The organism is Moraxella bovoculi 237, assembly GCF_000696305.2.
GTDB lineage: Bacteria > Pseudomonadota > Gammaproteobacteria > Pseudomonadales > Moraxellaceae > Moraxella > Moraxella bovoculi.
This window is the reverse complement of sequence record NZ_AOMT01000036.1, coordinates 1-20315: the sequence shown is the minus strand read 5'-3', so window position 1 is coordinate 20315 and position 20315 is coordinate 1. Positions and strand designations below refer to the sequence as shown.

The 20315-nt window shown below is 46.5% G+C and carries 22 protein-coding genes; 12 read left to right on the top strand and 10 right to left on the bottom strand.

Features of this window, described 5'->3' with window-relative positions; genetic code table 11:
* Positions 1-20 precede the first annotated feature (20 nt).
* The gene (locus MBO_RS08875; protein ID WP_036366849.1) at positions 21-650 is read right to left on the bottom strand and encodes a MarC family protein; all 630 of its coding nucleotides are present in this window, start codon (positions 648-650) and stop codon (positions 21-23) included.
* A gap of 150 nt (positions 651-800) precedes the next feature.
* On the opposite strand from MBO_RS08875, the gene queC reads away from it, so the two are divergent.
* The 3 genes from queC to MBO_RS08860 all read left to right on the top strand — a co-directional run bounded on the left by queC (position 801) and on the right by MBO_RS08860 (position 2549).
* The gene (queC, locus tag MBO_RS08870) at positions 801-1496 is read left to right on the top strand and encodes a 7-cyano-7-deazaguanine synthase QueC (RefSeq protein WP_036366847.1); all 696 of its coding nucleotides are present in this window, start codon (positions 801-803) and stop codon (positions 1494-1496) included.
* 109 nt (positions 1497-1605) lie between these two features.
* Positions 1606-1947: a DMT family transporter gene (locus tag MBO_RS08865; protein ID WP_036366844.1), complete on the top strand. Its 342-nt coding sequence runs from the start codon at positions 1606-1608 to the stop codon at positions 1945-1947.
* A gap of 17 nt (positions 1948-1964) precedes the next feature.
* Complete coding sequence (locus MBO_RS08860) at positions 1965-2549, top strand: TetR/AcrR family transcriptional regulator (RefSeq protein ID WP_052585414.1); 585 nt, start codon at positions 1965-1967, stop codon at positions 2547-2549.
* A gap of 57 nt (positions 2550-2606) precedes the next feature.
* Here the strand turns inward: MBO_RS08860 and MBO_RS08855 are convergent, their stop codons facing one another.
* Positions 2607-3920, bottom strand: a complete 1314-nt coding sequence (locus tag MBO_RS08855; RefSeq protein ID WP_036366840.1) for an NCS2 family permease — start codon at positions 3918-3920, stop codon at positions 2607-2609.
* A gap of 170 nt (positions 3921-4090) precedes the next feature.
* Here MBO_RS08855 and MBO_RS08850 point away from each other — a divergent pair, with 170 nt between their 5' ends.
* The 5 genes from MBO_RS08850 (at position 4091) to truA (ending at position 9237) form a co-directional block, all read left to right on the top strand.
* Positions 4091-4567 carry a peroxiredoxin gene (locus tag MBO_RS08850; protein WP_036366838.1) on the top strand — a complete coding sequence of 159 codons (477 nt, stop codon included), beginning with the start codon at positions 4091-4093 and terminating at the stop codon, positions 4565-4567.
* Between the two features lie 6 nt (positions 4568-4573).
* Complete coding sequence (locus tag MBO_RS08845) at positions 4574-5779, top strand: glycosyltransferase family 4 protein (protein WP_036366836.1); 1206 nt, start codon at positions 4574-4576, stop codon at positions 5777-5779.
* A 456-nt stretch (positions 5780-6235) separates the two neighbouring features.
* Positions 6236-7366, top strand: coding sequence for an aspartate-semialdehyde dehydrogenase (asd, locus tag MBO_RS08840; RefSeq protein ID WP_036366834.1), 1131 nt, complete (start codon positions 6236-6238; stop codon positions 7364-7366).
* An 89-nt stretch (positions 7367-7455) separates the two neighbouring features.
* The gene (locus MBO_RS08835) at positions 7456-8418 is read left to right on the top strand and encodes an asparaginase domain-containing protein (RefSeq protein ID WP_036366832.1); all 963 of its coding nucleotides are present in this window, start codon (positions 7456-7458) and stop codon (positions 8416-8418) included.
* Between the two features lie 3 nt (positions 8419-8421).
* On the top strand, positions 8422-9237 hold the full coding sequence (truA, locus tag MBO_RS08830; RefSeq protein WP_036366830.1) for a tRNA pseudouridine(38-40) synthase TruA: 816 nt from the start codon (positions 8422-8424) through the stop codon (positions 9235-9237).
* A gap of 113 nt (positions 9238-9350) precedes the next feature.
* Here the strand turns inward: truA and MBO_RS08825 are convergent, their stop codons facing one another.
* The 3 genes from MBO_RS08825 to MBO_RS08820 all read right to left on the bottom strand — a co-directional run bounded on the left by MBO_RS08825 (position 9351) and on the right by MBO_RS08820 (position 10731).
* The gene (locus MBO_RS08825) at positions 9351-10211 is read right to left on the bottom strand and encodes a zinc-binding dehydrogenase (RefSeq protein ID WP_320108864.1); all 861 of its coding nucleotides are present in this window, start codon (positions 10209-10211) and stop codon (positions 9351-9353) included.
* 21 nt (positions 10212-10232) lie between these two features.
* Positions 10233-10376 carry an alanine acetyltransferase gene (locus MBO_RS10265; RefSeq protein WP_197972004.1) on the bottom strand — a complete coding sequence of 48 codons (144 nt, stop codon included), beginning with the start codon at positions 10374-10376 and terminating at the stop codon, positions 10233-10235.
* A gap of 172 nt (positions 10377-10548) precedes the next feature.
* Complete coding sequence (locus MBO_RS08820; RefSeq protein ID WP_036366829.1) at positions 10549-10731, bottom strand: hypothetical protein; 183 nt, start codon at positions 10729-10731, stop codon at positions 10549-10551.
* A gap of 124 nt (positions 10732-10855) precedes the next feature.
* Here MBO_RS08820 and infA point away from each other — a divergent pair, with 124 nt between their 5' ends.
* Together infA and MBO_RS08810 are read left to right on the top strand one after the other, a co-directional pair.
* Positions 10856-11077, top strand: coding sequence for a translation initiation factor IF-1 (gene infA, locus MBO_RS08815; protein WP_029102801.1), 222 nt, complete (start codon positions 10856-10858; stop codon positions 11075-11077).
* 36 nt (positions 11078-11113) lie between these two features.
* Positions 11114-11782, top strand: coding sequence for an esterase/lipase family protein (locus MBO_RS08810; protein ID WP_036366827.1), 669 nt, complete (start codon positions 11114-11116; stop codon positions 11780-11782).
* A 43-nt stretch (positions 11783-11825) separates the two neighbouring features.
* Here MBO_RS08810 and MBO_RS08805 read toward each other — a convergent pair whose 3' ends face one another.
* A complete protein-coding gene (locus MBO_RS08805) occupies positions 11826-12512 on the bottom strand; it encodes an alpha/beta hydrolase (protein WP_036366825.1) in 687 nt (228 codons plus the stop codon).
* 171 nt (positions 12513-12683) lie between these two features.
* Between MBO_RS08805 and ypfJ the strand changes: the two genes are divergently transcribed.
* Positions 12684-13574 (top strand): KPN_02809 family neutral zinc metallopeptidase, encoded by an 891-nt coding sequence (ypfJ, locus tag MBO_RS08800; RefSeq protein ID WP_036366824.1) that lies wholly within the window; start codon positions 12684-12686, stop codon positions 13572-13574.
* A 43-nt stretch (positions 13575-13617) separates the two neighbouring features.
* Complete coding sequence (locus tag MBO_RS08795) at positions 13618-14499, top strand: ATP-binding protein (RefSeq protein ID WP_036366822.1); 882 nt, start codon at positions 13618-13620, stop codon at positions 14497-14499.
* Positions 14500-14598: 99 nt separating this feature from the next.
* On the opposite strand, the gene MBO_RS08790 is transcribed toward MBO_RS08795, so the two are convergent.
* From MBO_RS08790 to MBO_RS08775, 4 genes are all read right to left on the bottom strand, one after another.
* On the bottom strand, positions 14599-16197 hold the full coding sequence (locus tag MBO_RS08790) for an ABC transporter ATP-binding protein (RefSeq protein ID WP_036366819.1): 1599 nt from the start codon (positions 16195-16197) through the stop codon (positions 14599-14601).
* 9 nt (positions 16198-16206) lie between these two features.
* Entirely contained in the window at positions 16207-17100 is an 894-nt protein-coding gene (oppC, locus tag MBO_RS08785; RefSeq protein WP_036366817.1) for an oligopeptide ABC transporter permease OppC, read from the bottom strand.
* Positions 17101-17113: 13 nt separating this feature from the next.
* Positions 17114-18034, bottom strand: a complete 921-nt coding sequence (gene oppB, locus MBO_RS08780) for an oligopeptide ABC transporter permease OppB (protein WP_036366815.1) — start codon at positions 18032-18034, stop codon at positions 17114-17116.
* A gap of 370 nt (positions 18035-18404) precedes the next feature.
* Positions 18405-20072: an ABC transporter substrate-binding protein gene (locus tag MBO_RS08775; RefSeq protein WP_036366813.1), complete on the bottom strand. Its 1668-nt coding sequence runs from the start codon at positions 20070-20072 to the stop codon at positions 18405-18407.
* Positions 20073-20315 lie beyond the last annotated feature (243 nt).

Genomic DNA, 20315 nt, shown 5'->3' with positions numbered 1-20315 from the left:
TCGCTTTTTTGTTGGTCGGGTTAATTTAATAAATCAGGAAAGATTGTTCTAAGTCCACTCACCAAGATCTCAACCGCCACTGCCGCAAGCAGCATACCCATGATACGACTTAGAATATTCAGCCCTGTATCACCCAAGAATCGACTGATACGCCCTGCAGCCATCAAAGACAGATAACAGAACATGCTAATGCACAGCCCTGCCGCCAAGATCGTACCAACCTCAAAAGCGCCATTGACTTGGCTGCTATAAATGATCACCGTCGAGATGCCGCCAGGGCCAATCATCATGGGGATGGCTAAAGGTACGACCGCCGAGGCTGTCAGCGATGAATTCACCTCAACTTCATCCTCATTGGGTTTAACGGGATTGCCGCCGCCATTCATCATATTAATGGCAATCAAGAATACTAAGACACCGCCAGCTACTTGGAACGACCCCACCGAGATGCCTAATAACTTCAGCAAATTCTCGCCAAGCAATGTAAAAAAACAAATCGTAATCAATACGGTCAAGCAGGCGATCTGCGCAACTCGTTTGCGATCTTGTGTGGTGCAGCCATTCGTGATGCTTAAGAATAGCCCAAGTGCGCTAAATGGATTGATCAGCACCACGAATGCCAGAATAATTTTAATGAGTTCGGTGTCCATAATACCCTATTCGGTGATTATTTATGTGGCTATTTACATCATGAAAAAACTAGATATTGTAGCACAATCACACCCAAAATCTTACCAAAATCCGCGTTTTTGTGCTAAAATTCTGCAAAATTTTTAATCACATATTCATCATTTTGTCTTATGAACAGCGATTTCAAGAACCATCACGCCATCGTACTATTCTCAGGCGGTCTAGACTCCACCACCTGCCTATACTGGGCACGAGCTAATTTTAAAGACATCACCGCCATCAGCTTTCGTTATGGTCAGCGCCACTCCAGCGAACTGATCGCCGCCACCAAAATCACCAAACAGCTCGGCGTCTCGCATCGCATCATCGACATCGATATCGCTCAACTTGGCGGATCAGCCCTGACCGATCAAAATATCGACGTGCCTAACTATGACGCTGCATCAGATGCCGTGCCTGCGACCTATGTTCCTGCGCGTAACACCATATTCTTATCATACGCATTGGCAGCCGCCGAGGTCATGCAGGCTAATTATATCGTGATCGGTGTGAGTTCTGTCGATTTCTCAGGCTATCCTGATTGCCGCCCTGACTTTATCGAAGCCTTTGAGAACCTTGCCAATCTGGCCACTGTTGCAGGGCGCGCAGGCAATCGGCTGTCTGTCGTCGCGCCGCTACAGAATCTATCCAAGGCCCAGACCTTAGAGCTTGGTCTATCTTTGGGTGTGGACTATGGCGAGACGGTGTCCTGTTATCAAGCAGACAGCGATGGGCGCGCTTGCGGTGTGTGTGATAGCTGTGCACTGCGTCGCCAGGGATTCATCGATGCAGGCGTACCTGACCCAACTCGTTATCAGAATGCATAACATCCCTTAGAATGACAAATCATCTCGATTTGTCATTTTTTATTTGCATTTTCTCATGCAGTGTAATAAAATACCGACCAGTTGGTTTTTTATTTGAGACATTTGTTATATGCAATTACCCACCGCTTACGCCCTGCTTGCTCTCGCCATCATCAGCGAAGTGACGGGTTCGACTTTTTTGGCAAAATCTGACGGATTTAGCAAACTCATCCCTACCAGCATTACGCTCGTCTGTTTTGCCATCGCTTTTTATCTACTTTCTCATGTCGTCAAGGTCATCCCTCTTGGCATGACTTATGCCATCTGGTCGGGTGTGGGTATTGTGCTAACTGCTTTGATAGGTATGTTCGTATTGAACCAACCTCTAGACATCCCCGCCATGATAGGCATCGGCTTTATCATAGTCGGCGTGATTATCATGAACATCTTTTCAACCTCTGCCGCCCATTAATAAAATAAAGAAAACTCATGGAAAATCAATCACTTGAATTATTCAACGAAAGCCAAAGCAAGCCAAAACGCAAAAACAACCCCGAGCTTCTACGTCACAGTATCCTAATCGCCGCCAAAGACCTTATGCTGCAAGATGGTATCGCCAATCTGTCCATGCAAAAAGTCGCTGATGCGGCAGGCACGAGTAAAGGTGGGCTTTTTCATCACTTTAAAAACAAAGACGAGCTGATCTTATCGGTGCTCGAGCTGTTCATCGCACAGGTGAACACCGCCATAATGCAGCACATTAATGAGATGGGCGAAGTTAAAGGCGTGTTCACGCGCGCTTATGTAAGCGTGTTTTTTGAGAATACCAAGATTGGGTTGTCAAGTGACTGGTCAGGGTTGATTCGCGCGATGAATGCCGAGAGCAAACTTACCGCGTTGTGGGATTCATGGCTTCATCATAAGGTGGGTAGCTTTAGTCACACCGACAGTGACATTCGACTGACCGCCATACGTTACGCGGTTGATGGTGCGTGGTTAAACAACATTGATATAAAGGAATTGCCCGCTATTCGCGATTATCTGATGACACTGATTGACGACATTGTGCGCTAACCAATAAAAAAACACCACCTAATCAAGCGGTGTTTTTATTGTAAATCAATGGTCTAATTAAATCGCATAACCCAGCGCATAGAACGCCACCAACGCCACAGCGATGATAACTGTACCGATGTTAAGCTTCTTAAACTCACCAGAGATCAGGCGACCTAATACCAACGCAGCAAAGCCCAACATGATGCCTGTTACGATGTTGGCAGTCAATACGATGAACACCGCACACACCAGACCACTCATCGCACCCACAAAGTCATCAAAATCAAGCTTTGAGACATTGCTTAGCATCAACAGACCCACATACATCAAGGCAGGCGCGGTCGCATAACCAGGCACTAAGAACGCCAATGGCTGGAAGAACAGCATGAGCAAGAATAACACACCCACCACGATCGCGGTCAGACCTGTCTTACCGCCAACCGCCGTGCCCGCTGCTGATTCGATATACACCGCTGCAGGCGCCGTACCGAACAGACCAGAGAACACGCTAGAGACTGAGTCAGCTGTCAATGCCTTGCCGCCGCCGATGATCTGACCGTCTTTATCGATCAGTCCAGCTTGCCCTGCTACTGCACGGATCGTACCAGTCGCATCGAACACCGCCGTCATCACCAGAGCAAATACCGCTGGCAATACCGCTGCATTTAACGCGCCCATGATGTCAAGGTTTAGGAACAGTGATTCACCTGTAACAGTTGGTAGCTTAAAGACTGAACCGCCAAATTTCACATTCGGGTCAAAAATCAGACCAACCACCGTAATGGCAATGATCACCCATAGAATACTGCCTTTTACCTGCTTACGCTCAAGGCCGATGATCGCAGCCAATCCAACCAAAGACATTACCACAGGAAAAGAAGTAAATTCGCCCATTTTTACAGGCAGACCAGCATCATTCTTGATGACCAGACCCACACCGTTGGCAGCGATCAGCAGTAGAAACAGACCAATGCCGATACCTGCGCCATGCGCAATTGAAATTGGCAGGTTACGCAGAATCCACGCACGAATGCCCGTCACAGAGATAAGCGTGAACACCACACCCATCAAGAAAATCGCACCCAACGCCACAGGTACGCTGATGCCTTGACCTAATACAAGGCTAAATGCCGTAAACGCCGTCAAGCTAATCGCACAACCGATCGCCATCGGTACATTCGCCCACAGACCGATTAAGATTGAGCCTAAGCCCGCCACCAAACAAGTCGCAATAAAGACCGACTCAGCAGGAAATCCTGCGTCGCTTAACATGTTTGGCACGACGATCAACGAATACACCATCGCCAAGAATGTCGTCAAGCCAGCGATGACTTCTTGACGCACAGAAGAGCCACGCTCCTCAATTTTTAGATAAGAAAGCAAAGACATAAAACGCCTATCAAGTTGCTAAGAATAATTTTAGGGTGCTAATTTTACTTCATAGACACATTTTTTACAATTTTTAACGAATAAATTTACAAAATTTTATGGTCGATTTGGTCGAAATTTTGACAAATATTAGATAAAATGGTCGTACTTTTAGATAACTTTAAAACAATATGAAAAACACTCAAGAAGCCATCGCATTACCTGACTTTGATGTGACACTCGTGCAGAATGACACTCAAAGCTCTGTCAATCTTAGCACTCTCATCCAAGACAGCGGTCGCGGATTGGTGCTATACTTTTATCCCAAGGATAACACCCAAGGCTGCTCGTTGCAGGCGGTTGATTTTAGCCACTTAAAAGAACAATTTGAGAACAAAGGCTATCAAATCATTGGTGTGTCTCGCGATGGCGTCAAGTCACATCAGAGCTTCATCACCAAAAAATCCCTCGACATCCCGCTTATCAGCGACCCTGATGAGAAGCTTTGCCAGTATTTTGACGTCATCAAAGAAAAAATGATGTATGGCAAAACGCATCTTGGCGTGGTGCGCTCAACTTTCGTCTTTGATAACAGTGGACAAATGACGGCAAGCTATCGCAATGTAAAAGCCAAAGAACACGCTAAAAAGCTACTTGAGACCCTATAAAATCTCATGAAAGTTATGCACTTATCATCATCGCTAAAGCATGATGAAACCGAACGTGGCATCTATGCTATCACCCACGCTCTCATGCGCGCAGGTCATGAATCGATCGTCATCGGCGCCGCTCACGAAGAAGAAGAGCTGGTGACGCGCCTTATGCGTGATGACACCGTGTATTATCAATTGCCCATGCCAAAAAAATCTTGGTGGGCGCTAAAAAACGTCCTAAAACTTCGCCGAATCATCCAAGCGCACGAGCCTGACATCATTCATGTGCATTCGCGCACGCCTGCATGGGTGCTACATTGGGCGCTGCATCGCACCCCAAAGCAAAAACGCCCAAAAATTGTCGCGACGATGTATGGTTTTTATCCGATGAATTCTTATGCGCGCGCACTTTTTTATTCTGACGTGATCATCACCGCCTCCAGAAGCATCGACAAATACCTACGCACCAAGCTCGCCCAAAAAAAAGAAGAGCTCAATATCGAAGAACACCCCTTTGGCATCGTGTGCGTGCGACGCGGCGTGGACATTCGCACTTATCCGTATCGCCATCACGCATCCGTGTATTGGCTGCATAATATTTTTACTGAATACCCAGAGCTTGAACACAAAAAATGGTTGCTATTCCCCACGCCTGTCGGTGCAGAATACGGACAAGAATGGCTGGTTGATATCCTAGGCAACCTACAAGAAAAATTCCCTGATATTCACGCCATCATCGCAGAAGATAATGAGACCAATTTATCCGACCAAGACGTCGCACACGAAGAATTCATCCAACGACTGCACGCCTTAGGTCTTAACGACAAAGTGACATTCATCGGGCGCAGACCACCCGACATGAAAGAATGGCTATCGTCAGCGAATGTCGTGCTTGCGCTGGCTAATCGCCCAGAGAGTATTGGCATTACCGCCCTACAGGCCATTCACCTTGGTACGCCGGTCATCGGCTGGGCAAAAGGAGCATTTGCTGACATTCTAAGCGCATTGTATCCACAAGGTCTAGTTAAAGAAGAGACTGCCGTCGCACTCTGCAAAGCCGTCAAATCACACCTTCAGAACGGCTTGCGCCCTGCCATGACCCACGAATATACCATCGATCAGATGACGGCGGAGACTTTGGCAGTCTATCAGTCGCTCATGCCTGACTGCAAGCTCGTCAAGACCGATCGCCATGATAACCTTGTGTGCATTCGGGCAAATGAATAATACCGACTTAATCAAACGCGCGTCTCGATTACGCTTTAGATAGCGCAATACATAATACACAATACACACTAACTTTGACTTCATCCGCAATCAAAAAACACCCAGCTTGGGTAACTGGGTGTGTGGGTAAATAGCATCCATCGCCGATGACTCATCCTTTGGCAGCCATGCCTCATACCTCTATCCTAATGTGCGCATTATATTATCAAAAATTTGTCTATACCATCAGCCATTACCGCCACATCCTGTAAGCCATTTCTTACAAGGTTTAAGCCGCTTTTAATAATTTAGACATTCAGCTATTTAATAATAAGTGCAGAAAAGCTTATTTTCTTGAGGATATTTGCCCAAAAAAGCTTGATTTTTTATTCATAACAGTGCATAGTTATACGCTTAATTTGAATGGCGCTTGTTTTGCGACATTCATCCGTTTTTATTCATTCTAAGGTGGACACAATGGCAGAAAAATTGGTCGTAGGCTTGGTTGGTTGGCGTGGCATGGTTGGCTCTGTGCTGATGGCTCGCATGGTTGAAGAAGGTGATTTTAATCACATCACGCCTGTTTTTTTCTCAACCAGCAATGCAGGTGGCAAAGCGCCTGACTTCGGCGTAGATGCAGACACCCTAAAAGACGCATATGACATCAACGAACTTGCCAAATGTGACGCCATCATCACCTGTCAAGGCGGCGACTACACCAAAGAAGTGCACGGCAAATTGCGCGCATCTGGCTGGAATGGCTACTGGATCGACGCAGCCAGCTCGCTTCGCATGGACGACGACGCCGTCATCATCCTAGATCCTGTTAACCGCAACGTCATCGACGACGCCATCGCTAATGGCAAAAAAGACTTCATCGGCGGCAACTGTACCGTTAGCCTAATGCTGATGGCGATTGGTGAACTATTTCGTCGCGGTTGGGTAGAATGGGTATCTGCCATGACTTATCAAGCCGCTTCTGGCGCGGGTGCTAACAACATGCGCGAGCTTATCTCTGGCATGGGTGTATTACGCGACAGCGTAGCGGACAAGCTTGCTGACCCTGCCTCTGCCATCCTTGAAATCGATAAAACCATCGCCAACACTCAGCGCTCTGACACCTTCCCAAAACAACACTTCGGCGCTGTATTGGCAGGCAGTCTCATTCCTTATATCGATAGCCAACTTGACAACGGTCAATCTCGTGAAGAATGGAAAGGTCAAGCTGAGACCAATAAGATCCTAGGTAACACAGATTCTGACATCATTAACATCGATGGCATCTGTGTCCGCATCGGTGCAATGCGTTGTCACAGCCAAGCATTAACCATCAAGCTAACCAAAGATATCCCTCTTGCCGAGATCGAAGAAGCACTACGCCAAAGTGACAATCCTTGGCTAGATGTGGTTGAAAATGACAAACCTGCCAGCATGGAGCGACTCACGCCTGTGGCAGTAACAGGTACGCTGAATGTGGCTGTAGGTCGTCTTCGTAAGATGAACATGGGCGGCGAATACCTGACAGCCTTCACGGTGGGCGATCAGCTACTGTGGGGTGCTGCTGAGCCGCTACGTCGCATGCTTGCCATTATCCAAGGCCGCATCTAATCACTCAAGAAGCCAAAAGCCATCAAAAAGCACGCAACATGAGCGTGCTTTTTGTGTTATGATACACCAAATTTTTATATTTACCACTCATGACAGACATCACCCACATCATCTATGCAGGCGGAACATTCGGTAGTCATGGTACGCCATTATCACCCTTACCTGCCGATGTTTTTTTACCGACATTAAAACTAACATTGTCAGAACGATTGCCAAACATCACAACTGATATTCTCCCTAATGCCCTTATTAAGGACAGCAGCACCCTGACTCCTGCTGACTTTGTGACCTTGTACGGTACGATTTTGAAGGCATATGATGAGGGTGCGAGACGTTTTGTACTTATTACAGGAACTGACAGCTTAAGCTTTTTGGCGGCATTTTTGGCGAATGCCTTTGAAGGTAGTGACATCAGCCTTGTAATTACAGGCAGTATGCAGCCATTATTCATCGCTGAAAGTCCCAGTCATACCATCAATGATGACAGCGATGCATGGGTCAATCTTCGTGATGCCATCATCGCTACGACCGAACATAAAGGCATGGCGGTGCAGTTTTATCACAAACTTATGAATGCCAAAGACACCCAAAAAATCAACAGCCAACATCATGATGCCTTCGTGGGCGAGTTAGCATCAAAACAAAATACCGACCAGACGGAATGTTTTGATGCTAAAGACGCATTGGGTAATTTACCCATCCTGACGGACAACGCCAAAAACACTCAAATCACTGCCATTTATTGCCTACCTAATGATGTGGCGAACCTTGAACATCAGCTCAGTCAGTTAAGTGTACATACTCGAGCGGTCATCTTAATTGGGTTTGGTGCGGGCAATGTACCATCATCTGACAAGCTCATCACCGAGCTTCAGAGGCTACTAGCCAAGCAAATCCCCGTTATCTGCACTACCATGTGTACTTTTGGCGGTACCAGCGCAGATTATGCGGCAGGTGCTTGGCAGTACCAGTATGGCGTATGCTCAAGCTCGCTTGGGATCGCTGGCATCTACGGGCAAACTCTTTGGCAAATCCTACAACCAAACTCATAAACCATGAACGATCTAAGCACACAAACCTACGCCATCGGTGTTGAATTTATTGGTACAAATTATCGAGGCTGGCAGCGACAGCAGGAAGTTGATAGCATTCAGGCACGCCTTGAGTCTGCGCTATCCACCATCGCTAATGAGCCCATCGAGGTGATCGCTGCAGGGCGCACTGATGCAGGGGTGCATGCGGGCAATATGATCGCGCATTTTACCACCGCTGCCAAGCGCACAGAATATAACTGGATGCGCGGCGCAAACACCCTGCTGCCAGACGACATTGCCCTGCGCTGGATTACGCCGATGCCCTCTGATTTTCATGCGCGCTTTGGGGCGATTGCACGTCGTTATCGTTATGTCACACTAAATCAGCCCTATCGCCCTGCCATCCTACGCCATCAAGTAACACATGTCTTTGAGCTACTCGATAACGATAAGATGATACGAGCAAGCTCCCTTTTGGTCGGTACACATGATTTTAGTAGCTTTCGTGCAGCGGCTTGCCAGTCTAATCAGCCTGTACGCAATGTCTCACACGCCAATCTGTTTCAGCATGGGGCGTATCTGGTGCTAGACATTCAGGCGGATGGTTTTTTGCATCACATGGTGCGTAACATCATGGGCACGCTGTTCGCCATCGGCAAAGGCGAGCTTGAGATTGATGACATCACAAGGCTTATCGAAGCCAAAGATCGCACATTAGCACCGCCAACCGCGTCGGCAGACGGTCTATATTTTATTAACGCATATTATCCTGATCGGTTTCAGACTCTGCTACCAAACGTGCCTCTAACCCCACTTTGGCTTGGGTTGCCCGATTAAACCAGCAAAAAATCCCGCCAAATGACGGGATTTTTTGGATCTATGTGATATGAAATTGATCATATTCGATGATAACTTTCATGGCTCCGGTTTGGTCAGCGTGCTTGAAGACATCATACGCTTTTTTCCGTCTCTGAGAATTTGAAATGATGGGTGGCCAGTTTATCCATCGGTAGCTTACTGCATTCGCATGATTTTAGTAGCATGCCTGTGGTATTGGCATTCAAAAGACCTGTGGTGATTTTAAGGTTCTTAATCCACAGCTTCTCAAGCGCAAAGCTCACAGGCTGACCATGCACGCCGACGTTGGCGATGTTACCACCTTTTTTGACAGACTGCTGGCAGATGTCCCAAGTCGCAGGAATGCCCACCGCTTCCATCGCACAGTCCAAACCGCGCCCGTCAGTAATCTCAAGGATGCGAGCCACTGCGTCTTCTTTGCCTGAATTAATGGTGTGTGTCGCGCCCATTTCTTTTGCCATTCGCAGACGATTATCATCCAGATCGACCACGATGATGGTGGCTGGCGAATAGAACTGTGCTGTTAGTAGACAGCCCATACCCACAGGGCCAGCACCAACGATTGCGATGGCGTCGCCTGGCTTGACATCGCCGTATTGTACACCGATTTCGTGCCCTGTTGGCAGTGCATCTGATAAGAACACTGCCACGTCAGTGTTCATATTATCAGGCAGATGATACAGTGAATTATCAGCAAATGGCGTACGCACGTATTCAGCCTGAGTACCGTCAATCATGTAGCCCATAATCCAGCCGCCACCCTGACGACAGTGCGCATAAAGCTGCTTTTGGCAGTTCTCGCATGAACCGCAGCGAGATACACAAGAGAAGATAACTTTATCGCCTTCTTTGAAATTTTTGACCGCAGAGCCTACTTCCTCGACAATACCAACACCTTCATGACCAAGGATTCGCCCATTCCACTCGCCTGTCTTGTCGCGAGCAGCCGCCACAATCTCAGGGTTCTTGCCCTTCTAGATGCCCAAGTTCGTACCACAAATGGTGGTCTTCGTCATGCGAATGATGGCATCAGTAGGGTCGATGATGGTTGGGACGGGACGATCTTCAAAACGAATGTCGTTCTCACCGTAGTAGGTCATGGCTTCCATGGTAGTCATAAGTTACTCCTTTGTAGGTCAAAAATTAATAACTCATGTCATTGCCATAACAAAATATTAGGTCGGTGTAAAGTTAAAGTTTTATGAAAATATCAATAAAATCATTATGTTGCATCATAATTAATGTGTCAATCTACAACTTTGATTATTATCCATATGCTTTTAAATAAGCCTACATTAAATTCAGCACATCACCTGTGACATCTACCAAGCCATGTTTCACGCCTTGATAAGATATCGAAACACCATCTTCAATACAGCCCACCCAGTCATAATCCCCCAAGGGCGGTCTATCACAAGCCCATGCCGAGGTCACCAGCACACCAGACATCATCAAAAAAGCCAAAAATCTCATGCCATCCACTTACCGATAACTTTATGTCATATTAATACACCCTGTCGCAAAAACAGCAAAAAACATAGCTTTTGATAAAAATATCGGCTATAATATCGCTTTCATTTTTTAACTTATTTGACTTATGGCAAAAAAAGACGACATCATTGAATTTGAAGGCGAAGTCATTGACACGCTACCAAATACCCTATTTAAAGTCCGCCTTGACAACGGACATGAAATCATCGCACACATCTCAGGCAAAATGCGCAAGCATTACATCCGCATCCTAACAGGTGATAAAGTCAAGGTTGAGATGACCCCTTATGATTTGTCAAAAGGTCGCATCACCTACCGTGGCAAATAATCATCTAAAACCCAAGTTTTTCTTGGGTTTTATTCTATGAGTAAGCCATTCACCCTGTTGATTCACGGGCTGCACATGAGCGGTCTGTATATGTATCCGTTGGCAAAAAAACTCTCTCAAGCAGGCTATCAGACTCACGCGCCTAGCTATCACAGCTTAACCAAATCCATCTCTGACCACAGTCAGATACTAAACGACTGGCTAATACAAAACCACCCAAATGATCGACCACTGAATCTGGTCGGGCACAGTCTAGGTGGCTTGGTGATGCGTCATTTTTTGGCGAATTTTGGTGAGGATTGGCAGGTTCACCGCTGCGTCACACTAGGTACACCGCATCAAGGAAGCATCTGTGCCAATTATGCCAATCGACTCTTTCCGCCTTTGGTTCAAAAAGCCTACCCCTTGGCACTTGATGGCAGCTGTGCACCACTGCCTGATGACATCGAGCTAGGTGTTATTGCTGGCAACCGCCCGATCGGGCTTGGCATGCCAATTTTATCTTATCACAACAGAAGACATCGCCTAGATGCCAATGCCAGACAGCATGACGGTACTGTCTATTTGTCTGAGACCTACCTGTCATCTGCTAAGGATTATCTAATTCTACCTGTGTCGCACACAGGGCTGATCACAGACAGAGCGACCGCAAACCAAGTGATACATTTTCTAGAATTTGGTAAATTCTTAAAAAAATCCATTTAAAAACCACCTTTTATGAAGGTGGTTTTGATTAATGCGGTTAGGGTTAACTAAATATGCTCTTTATCCAAGCACCGATTGATTGAATCTGTGGCAGACACACTTGATGTGCCATAGGATAGCTGTCAAATGTTGGCTTTAGTCCCAATTCCTCTAATCGCGCCTTGGCATTCACACCCAGAACCTTTGGCACCACATCATCATAATCTCCGTGGTCGATTTTCACACTGATATCGAGATTAGTCGAGACTTCCTGAATACTATCTTTGGTGGCAAAATATGTTGATAACGCCAATAGTCCACCGAGCTTATGCTTGGACGTTAGCACAGTATGATACGCCACCGCACCGCCTTGCGAGAATCCTGCGATGATGATGTTCTGACTTGGCACACCTGATACTATCTCACGCTCGATGAGCTTCTCGATGGCGCGCGCCGATGCTTCGATCTGTGTCACATCCACCTTTCTATCTAGGCTCATCTCAAGAATATCATACCACGCAGGCATGACATAGCCGCCATTGACCGTGACAGGAATTCTAGGTGCGTGCGGAAACACAAAGCGCACCGCCAAATCTCCCAACCCAAGTTCAGGCACGATAGGCTCAAAATCATTTCCGCTCGCGCCAAGCCCATGCAGCCAAATCACGGTATGATTGACCGGCAAATTCTTGGGATTATGTTCTACGATCACACAGTCAAGCAATGCATCATTATTAATCAATTCACTCATTGTTATCACCCTCAATTAAAATTGACTTATCATAACACAAACACCCAACGAGATAAATCATAAGCCACCTGCAAAATCACACACCTTTTACATTTTCTTTGCCAAAATAAGCTCAAAAACCATTATAATAAGTGCATTTTTTGACTTTAATCGAATCATAGAGAGTATATCATGCAGTGGAAAGGTCGCAGGCAAAGTAACAACATCGAGGATCGCCGTGGCGGCGGTGGCGCACGTAAAGTGGGCGGTGTTAGTATTTTTAGCTTAATCTTGGCGCTTATCGTGTGGAAAGTTTTTGGCATCAGTCCTGAGACTACCCTTGGCGTCACCGAACAAATCACCCAAAACCACCAAAGCACCCAAGAGACCGCTGATCAAGCCGAGACTCGAGAGTTTGTGGCGACAGTATTGGCAGACACCGAAGATGTCTGGACGCCAATTTTCGCGCAGCTAGGCGGTACTTATCAGGCGCCTAAGCTTGTCATGTTCAGCGGCTCGGTGCAGTCAGCCTGCGGTTCAGCGACATCAGCAAGCGGCCCCTTCTACTGCCCTGCCGATCAAAAAGTCTATCTTGACACCAGTTTCTTTAAGGCGATGCGCACACAGATGGGCATCTCTGGCGAGAAGAACAGCAGCGAGCTGACTCGCCAAGACCAAGCCGCAGACTTCGCACAGGCCTATGTGATCGCGCATGAAGTTGGTCACCATGTTCAGACTCTGCTAGGCATCTCAACAGAAGTGCGCCGCGCCCAAGCTAATGCCAGTGAAGCCACCGCCAACAATCTATCCGTTCGCCAAGAACTACAAGCGGACTGCTTTGCTGGTCTGTGGGCAAGGCATAACCACGAACGCACTCAATTCCTAGAAAAAGGCGACATCGAAGAGGCGTTAGATGCCGCTGAGAAGATCGGTGATGACTATCTACAGCACAAATCGCACGGCCATACCGTCCCTGATAGCTTCACACATGGTACAAGTGCTCAGCGTCAGCGCTGGTTCTACCGCGGTTTTGAGACTGGCGACATCAAACAATGCGACACCTTCGCCACGCGCGAATTATAATTAACAATACCCCACTTTGGGGTATTTTATTATGGCTGCTATCATGACAAACACATTCACCTTATCCGACGAATTAACCGAACTACTAACTCAATTCCTAAGACAACGCACCACCAGAGCGATACACATTGATCCTGATGTACTGGGCTATCGCTGGGTGGGCGGCGAATCTGGTCAATTAAGTCCGCTAGACGTGTCATTCCATCAAGATCTTGATGACCTGCTTGGTATCGACACCCAAAAACAAAAACTCATCGCCAACACACATCAATTCCTATCAGGACTGCCTGCCAACCACGTACTCATGACGGGCTCAAGAGGTGCGGGCAAATCATCACTCATTCGCGCCCTACTAAAGCAATACCACACCCAAGGGCTTCGCATCATCGAGGTGGCGCGTGATGACCTATTGCATCTTGATAAAATTCGCACCGCCATTAAAGCTTCACAATCACAGGGCAACACCAACCGCTATATCGTGTACTGTGATGATTTGGCATTCAACGCCCAAGATGAGAATTATCGCACCCTAAAGAGCGTACTAGATGGCGCGCTTGATAGCGAGCAAGATCGCCTGCTCGTCTATGCCACCAGCAACCGCCGCCACCTACTGCCACAAATGATGAAGGACAACGTAAACATCTATAACGGTCAGACAGATGAGGTGAATCCTTATGAGACCATCGATGAGACGGTATCATTATCAGATCGCTTTGGTCTGTGGCTGTCATTTTATCCGATGAATCAAGAGCTATACCTTGATATCGTGGCAGGCTATCTCAGTAGAGAAGACATCAACATGGACGATACAGCACGCCAAGAAGCGCTAAAATGGGCGAGCACACGCGGCGGTCGTTCTGGGCGTATCGCTCATCAGTTTAGCCGTCATTGGATCGGTCAGCTAAAGCTTAATTCAAGCACCTAGTTAAACACAAAAAAAATAAAGGCGATCATTGTCACCTTTATTTTTTATTTCTGACAGTGTGATTATCGATACGCTAAGCATACGCATATCGCCAGCACATCACGATAAGTTCGAAGCCTGTACCAGTACACGCGTATAGTCTTCTTTTGGCGCGTTAAATATCTGCTCTGCCGTACCCATCTCAACCACCTCGCCATGACTCATGACGATGACTCGATCGGATAATGCCTTCACCACCGATAGATCATGGCTGATGAATATGTAGCTTAGTCCGTATTTACGCTGTAAGTCGTTCAATAGCTCAACAACAGTAATCTGAGTTGAACGGTCAAGCGCAGAAGTCGGCTCATCTAAGAGCACAAACCTCGGTTCAAGAATAATCGCTCGCGCAATCGCGATACGCTGACGCTGACCGCCAGAGAATTCATGCGGATAGCGATTAATCATGTTCGGTGAGAGATTTACCTCTTTTAGCATCTGCATGACACGCTGGCGACGCTCATCCTTACTCATGTGCGGATAATGCACCGTCAGACCCTCACCGATGATCTCACCCACCGTCAGACGTGGTGATAGTGAATTAAATGGGTCTTGGAACACCATTTGCATGTCTTTTTTGAGCAGCTTGCGCTCAGCATCACCCATCCGATTAATCTGTTTTCCATCAAAGCTGATTTTACCACGCGACTCGATGATTTGCATGATGGCACGACCCAGTGTTGATTTGCCCGAGCCTGACTCACCAACGATACCCAGAGTCTCGCCTACTTTTAGGTTAAGTGAGATGCCTTTCACCGCGTTGAATACCTGGGTTGGCTTACCAAAGAAACTACGCTTAATTACATAATCAACCTCAACATCATCAGCTGTGATGAGATTAGGCACATCCTCGTCTGGTGATTGTTTTTGGCTTTCAGGAATCGGAGTAAGCAAATCCACAGTATAAGGATGCTGCGGATTATTAAAGACCTGTTCGGTATCACCACGTTCGATGATCACACCATGCTGCATGACGCACACGTCATCGCTGTATCGCTTAACCAAGCGTAGATCATGAGAGATGAGAATAATTGCCATGCCCATGTCTCGCTGCAGCTCACGCATCAGATCCAAGATCTCTGCCTGCGTGGTGACATCCAGCGCTGTGGTTGGCTCATCTGCAATCAGCAGATCAGGCTTATTAATAATTGCCATCGCAATCATGATGCGCTGCAGCTGACCGCCCGAGAATTCATGCGGATAGCTGTTTAATTTTTTATCTGCATTTGGGATTTTGACACGCTGTAGTGTCTCTAGTGCCATTTGGACTGCCTGAGACTTGCTGATGCTTGGATTATGAATACTAATCGCTTCAGCGACTTGCTGCCCGATTTTCATGTATGGATTTAGCGATGTCATCGGCTCTTGGAAAATCACGCCAATACGCTTACCGCGAATCGTACGCATCTGCTGATCTGACAATGATAGAATCTCATGACCTTCAAAGACAATCGATGAATCATCGCCATATTTTACGATATTCTTTGGCAGCAGCTGCATGATCGCCATCGATGTGACCGATTTACCAGAGCCTGACTCGCCCACGATGGCAAGCGTACGCCCGCGCTCAACCGAGAACGATGATGATTTGACCGCATGCACGAGATCTTCGTCTGTTTTTAAATAAACATCCAGATTCTTAACTTCTAATAATGTCATCGTTATGTCCTATTTATCCTTTGGATCCAATGCATCGCGCAGACCATCGCCGATGAAGTTAAAACAAAACAAAGTAACCACCAAGAACACCGATGGAACCAGCAGCTGCCAAGGCGCTACCTGCATGTTTTGCGCACCTTCTTGAAGCATTGCGCCCCAGCTTGTCATCGGCTCTTGTACGCCCAAACCTAGAAAGCTTAAGAATGACTCAAACAAAATCATACCTGGCACGATCAAAGAAGCGTAGACCACAACCACGCCAAGCACGTTCGGGACGATGTGACGCATGATGATTTTCCAGTTTGATACACCTGTCACGTGCGCCGCTTCGATGAATTCTTTGTTTTTTAGGCTTAGAGTTTGACCGCGCACCATACGAGCCACATCAAGCCATGACACCAATCCAATCGCCACAAAAATCAAAAAGATATTACGGCCAAATAATGTCACCAAAAGAATGACAAAAAACATGAACGGGAATGCACTTAATACTTCCAAAAAACGCATCATGAGCATGTCGACCTTGCCGCCTGCATAGCCAGAGATAGCGCCATACACCGTACCGATCAGCACAGCAACAAAGGCACCCGCGATGCCCACCATCAACGAAATACGACCACCGATCGCAACACGCACAAGCAAGTCGCGACCCAATGTATCCGTGCCAAAGTAATGCCCTGTCGCCATCGATGGTGCTGACTGCATGTTCGCCCAGTCCGTATCAGCATAGCCAAATGGCATCAGCATCGGCGCAATGGTCACAAAAATAGTAATCAACACTAAGATAATAATGCTAGCAATCGCCGCCTTATTACGGCGAAAGCGTCGCCATGCGTCCTGCCATAGGCTGCGACCCTTGATGTCAATTGGTGCAGTTTGTATTGTGTTTGTAGTTACAGACATAAAACAATCCTTATTAGTACTTGATTTTTGGGTCAATCAGGGTGTACAAGATATCCACGATCGCGTTGAACACAATCGTCAGTACACCCACCAAAATCGTCAAACTCAGCACCAAACTATAATCACGGTTCAATGCACCCTCCACAAACAACCGACCAATCCCTGGCAAGCCAAAAATCGTCTCAATCACGATCGAGCCTGTGATGATACCTACAAATGCAGGACCAAGGAATGAGATCACTGGCAACATCGCAGGACGAAGTGCATGCTTGAACACGATGTGCGATGTCGGCAATCCTTTGGCACGCGCGGTACGAATGAATGAGCTGTTCATCACCTCAATCATCGAGCCACGCGTCACACGAGCGATGCTGGACGCATACGAGAGCGCGAGTGTGCCAACAGGTAGGATGAGGTATTTTAATGCGCCATCATTCCAACCACCTGCAGGCAGCCATTTTAAGGTCACCGCAAAGATTAACACCAGTAGTGGCGCCTTCACAAAGCTTGGCATCACAACACCAGTCATCGCCACCGTCATGAGCGAATAATCAAAAAAGCTGTTCTGCTTCAAGGCAGCAATCACCCCAAGCGTCACACCAACCAACAGCGCAATAATGAACGCATATAGACCAATCTCAACAGATACCGGCAAAGAGTCAGCAAGCAGCGAATTGATGGTGTGATCCTTGTATTTAAAAGATGGACCAAAATCACCTTGAGCCAGCTGCTTTAGATAATTGAAATACTGTAGCCACATGGGGTCATTAAGATTGTATTTGGCTTCGATGTTCGCCAAAACCGCAGGAGGAAGGTTACGTTCGCCCGTAAAAGGACTGCCCGGCGCCAATCTCATCATAAAAAACGAGATCGTAATCAAAAATAGCATGGTGGGGATCGCTTCAAGCGCACGTTTAAAAATCAACTTGAACATAAAAACCTCGTGTTTTGCACATCCGCATTAGACACTTGTCATCCAGACAAGAATTCCTTGGATACACTCCTTTATGATAGATTAGGGAAATCCACCAAATCCTTAATAGTAACGCACAACAAATAAGACAGCTGTGTTACTAATTTGTAAATTTCTGGTATTATACATGATTCGAATTAGTTTGTGTTAAAATTTGTCTGTATCAATTTATCAAACAAAGCATTTATTCAAAATATTAATAAATCCATCATAAAATCAAATATCATCAATCACTTATTATGATCTGTACCACAAATAAAAACACATACTAATTTAGTATGTGTTTTTGGTGCCAATCCTAAGCACTTAGTTTAGGATTGGTAAACTTTGATTAATGCTTCAAGATTTTTAGGTCTTTTACTTTCCACTGACTTTGCGGGTCATTGGTCGAAAATCCTGATACGTAAGGCTTAACCAGACGCGGTGAAACGTATTGATAAACAAAGATGGCCGCCGCTTCTTTATCCAGAACTTCTTCAGCTTGACGATACAATTCAGCACGCTGCCCAGATGTCACATCTGCGCCCAATGTCTGCGCCATGATAGCATCAAATGCAGGGCTGTTGAATTTACCATAGTTGTTAGAGTCTGTCGATAGGAACGTATTTAAGAATGAAGACGCTTCGTTATAGTCAGCGCACCAGCCACCACGAGACACTTGATACTTCTGAGTTCTGCGTGTGTCTAGGTAGGTTTTCCATTCTTGGTTTGCCAGCGTCACATCCACGAATCCAAGCGCATCTTTCCAGAACGATGCTGCCGCCACCGCCAACGTCTTATGCTGCTCATTGGTGTTATACAGTAGTTCGAATTTTAGAGGATTTGATTCACTATAGCCTGCTTCGTTCAGAAGTTTCTTCGCTTCTTCGATACGCTTGTCTTTGTCCCATGATTTCCACTCTGGCGTATAATTCTTGATGCCATTGATGGCTTCAGGGGTGAATTGGTAGGCGACTTTTTGACCTTGACCTAGAATCTTATCCACGATGGTATCACGATCTAGCACCAACGACAGTGCACGGCGGACACGCACGTCGTCGAACGGTGCTTTGGTTTGGTTAAATTCATAATAGTAGGTACATAATTTTGGTGAAATTTTTACTTCATCGCCCAGCTCACTTTGTAGCTGCTTGAATTGTGTCGGTGGCAGTGCATCATACGTGATATCAACTTCACCCGCCTTATAGCGCTGTACGTCAGTCGTATTAGAACCGATCACCAATAGGGTAACTTTATTGATGGTGGTATTGGCATCATCATAGTAGTTCGGGTTACGCTCAAGCACGATGCGCTCATTCACCTGCCACTCTTTTAGGGTGTATGGACCATTACCCACAAAGTTACCCACGCGTGTCCATTGATCACCCAGCGCTTCGATGACTTTTTGGTTTACAGGTTTTACTGAAGTGTGGAACAGCGCGTTTGGGAAATAAGGCACAGGCTCAGCCAAGGTGATTTCTAGCGTCTTATCATCGATCGCCTTTACGCCTAGTGTGTCAGGTTTTACTTTACCATCGACGATGTCTTGGGCGTTAATGACTTTTAGACCAGCCAGATAGGTTGCGTATGGAGACGCTGTGGCAGGATCCACCACACGGCGGAAACTATAAACAAAATCGTGCGCAGTCACAGGATCGCCATTTGACCATTTAGCATCACGAAGTTTGAATACCCATACTTTATTGTCCTCAGATGACCATTCTGTCGCCATCCCTGGCACGGTGTTACCTTCTGTATCGGTGGTGATTAGACCAACCAACATCTGACGTATAATATTCGACTCTGGAACGCCGCTTACCTTGTGCGGATCTAGAGATTCAGGTTCTGCGGAATTGTTGATAACAATTTCCTGCTTCTCTGCTAGGTCGCCTGCAGCCGGTGCGGCAGCATCCTGTTTATTCGCTTCGGTGGTGGTCGCAGTCTTGTCATCACCGCCACATCCTACTAATGCAGCACCCAAAGCAAGCAGTAGCGCTGATGGCATAAATTTGGTATTCATAGAAATGTCCTTATGATGGGAAATAATTAACAGCCATTAACTTGGCAGATCGCCTAAATGACTAGACAATATATAACCGTAGAACCTGATAAAAGTCAAGAGTTTTGTTACACTTTTATGAAAATAAGTTGAGATTTTACATTTATTTAGTTGTGGTTTGATTGCCATACGTATTTTATTCATACCAATAAAAACACACCTAACTAAGTAGTGTTTTATTAGTATTAATTAGTATTACGTACG

Bases quoted from the DNA above. Each gene is read 5' to 3' on its own strand.
- ypfJ (WP_036366824.1), top strand. From the start codon at position 12,684: ATGCAGTGGAAAGGTCGCAGGCAAAGTAACAACATCGAGGATCGCCGT.
- MBO_RS08805 (WP_036366825.1), bottom strand. From the start codon at position 12,512: ATGAGTGAATTGATTAATAATGATGCATTGCTTGACTGTGTGATCGTA.
- asd (WP_036366834.1), top strand. From the start codon at position 6,236: ATGGCAGAAAAATTGGTCGTAGGCTTGGTTGGTTGGCGTGGCATGGTT.
- MBO_RS08850 (WP_036366838.1), top strand. From the start codon at position 4,091: ATGAAAAACACTCAAGAAGCCATCGCATTACCTGACTTTGATGTGACA.
- truA (WP_036366830.1), top strand. From the start codon at position 8,422: ATGAACGATCTAAGCACACAAACCTACGCCATCGGTGTTGAATTTATT.
- MBO_RS08860 (WP_052585414.1), top strand. From the start codon at position 1,965: ATGGAAAATCAATCACTTGAATTATTCAACGAAAGCCAAAGCAAGCCA.
- MBO_RS08795 (WP_036366822.1), top strand. From the start codon at position 13,618: ATGACAAACACATTCACCTTATCCGACGAATTAACCGAACTACTAACT.
- MBO_RS08875 (WP_036366849.1), bottom strand. From the start codon at position 650: ATGGACACCGAACTCATTAAAATTATTCTGGCATTCGTGGTGCTGATC.
- MBO_RS08820 (WP_036366829.1), bottom strand. From the start codon at position 10,731: ATGAGATTTTTGGCTTTTTTGATGATGTCTGGTGTGCTGGTGACCTCG.
- MBO_RS08845 (WP_036366836.1), top strand. From the start codon at position 4,574: ATGAAAGTTATGCACTTATCATCATCGCTAAAGCATGATGAAACCGAA.
- MBO_RS08775 (WP_036366813.1), bottom strand. From the start codon at position 20,072: ATGAATACCAAATTTATGCCATCAGCGCTACTGCTTGCTTTGGGTGCT.
- infA (WP_029102801.1), top strand. From the start codon at position 10,856: ATGGCAAAAAAAGACGACATCATTGAATTTGAAGGCGAAGTCATTGAC.
- MBO_RS08810 (WP_036366827.1), top strand. From the start codon at position 11,114: ATGAGTAAGCCATTCACCCTGTTGATTCACGGGCTGCACATGAGCGGT.
- oppC (WP_036366817.1), bottom strand. From the start codon at position 17,100: ATGTCTGTAACTACAAACACAATACAAACTGCACCAATTGACATCAAG.
- queC (WP_036366847.1), top strand. From the start codon at position 801: ATGAACAGCGATTTCAAGAACCATCACGCCATCGTACTATTCTCAGGC.
- MBO_RS08865 (WP_036366844.1), top strand. From the start codon at position 1,606: ATGCAATTACCCACCGCTTACGCCCTGCTTGCTCTCGCCATCATCAGC.
- MBO_RS10265 (WP_197972004.1), bottom strand. From the start codon at position 10,376: ATGACTACCATGGAAGCCATGACCTACTACGGTGAGAACGACATTCGT.
- oppB (WP_036366815.1), bottom strand. From the start codon at position 18,034: ATGTTCAAGTTGATTTTTAAACGTGCGCTTGAAGCGATCCCCACCATG.
- MBO_RS08855 (WP_036366840.1), bottom strand. From the start codon at position 3,920: ATGTCTTTGCTTTCTTATCTAAAAATTGAGGAGCGTGGCTCTTCTGTG.
- MBO_RS08790 (WP_036366819.1), bottom strand. From the start codon at position 16,197: ATGACATTATTAGAAGTTAAGAATCTGGATGTTTATTTAAAAACAGAC.
- MBO_RS08835 (WP_036366832.1), top strand. From the start codon at position 7,456: ATGACAGACATCACCCACATCATCTATGCAGGCGGAACATTCGGTAGT.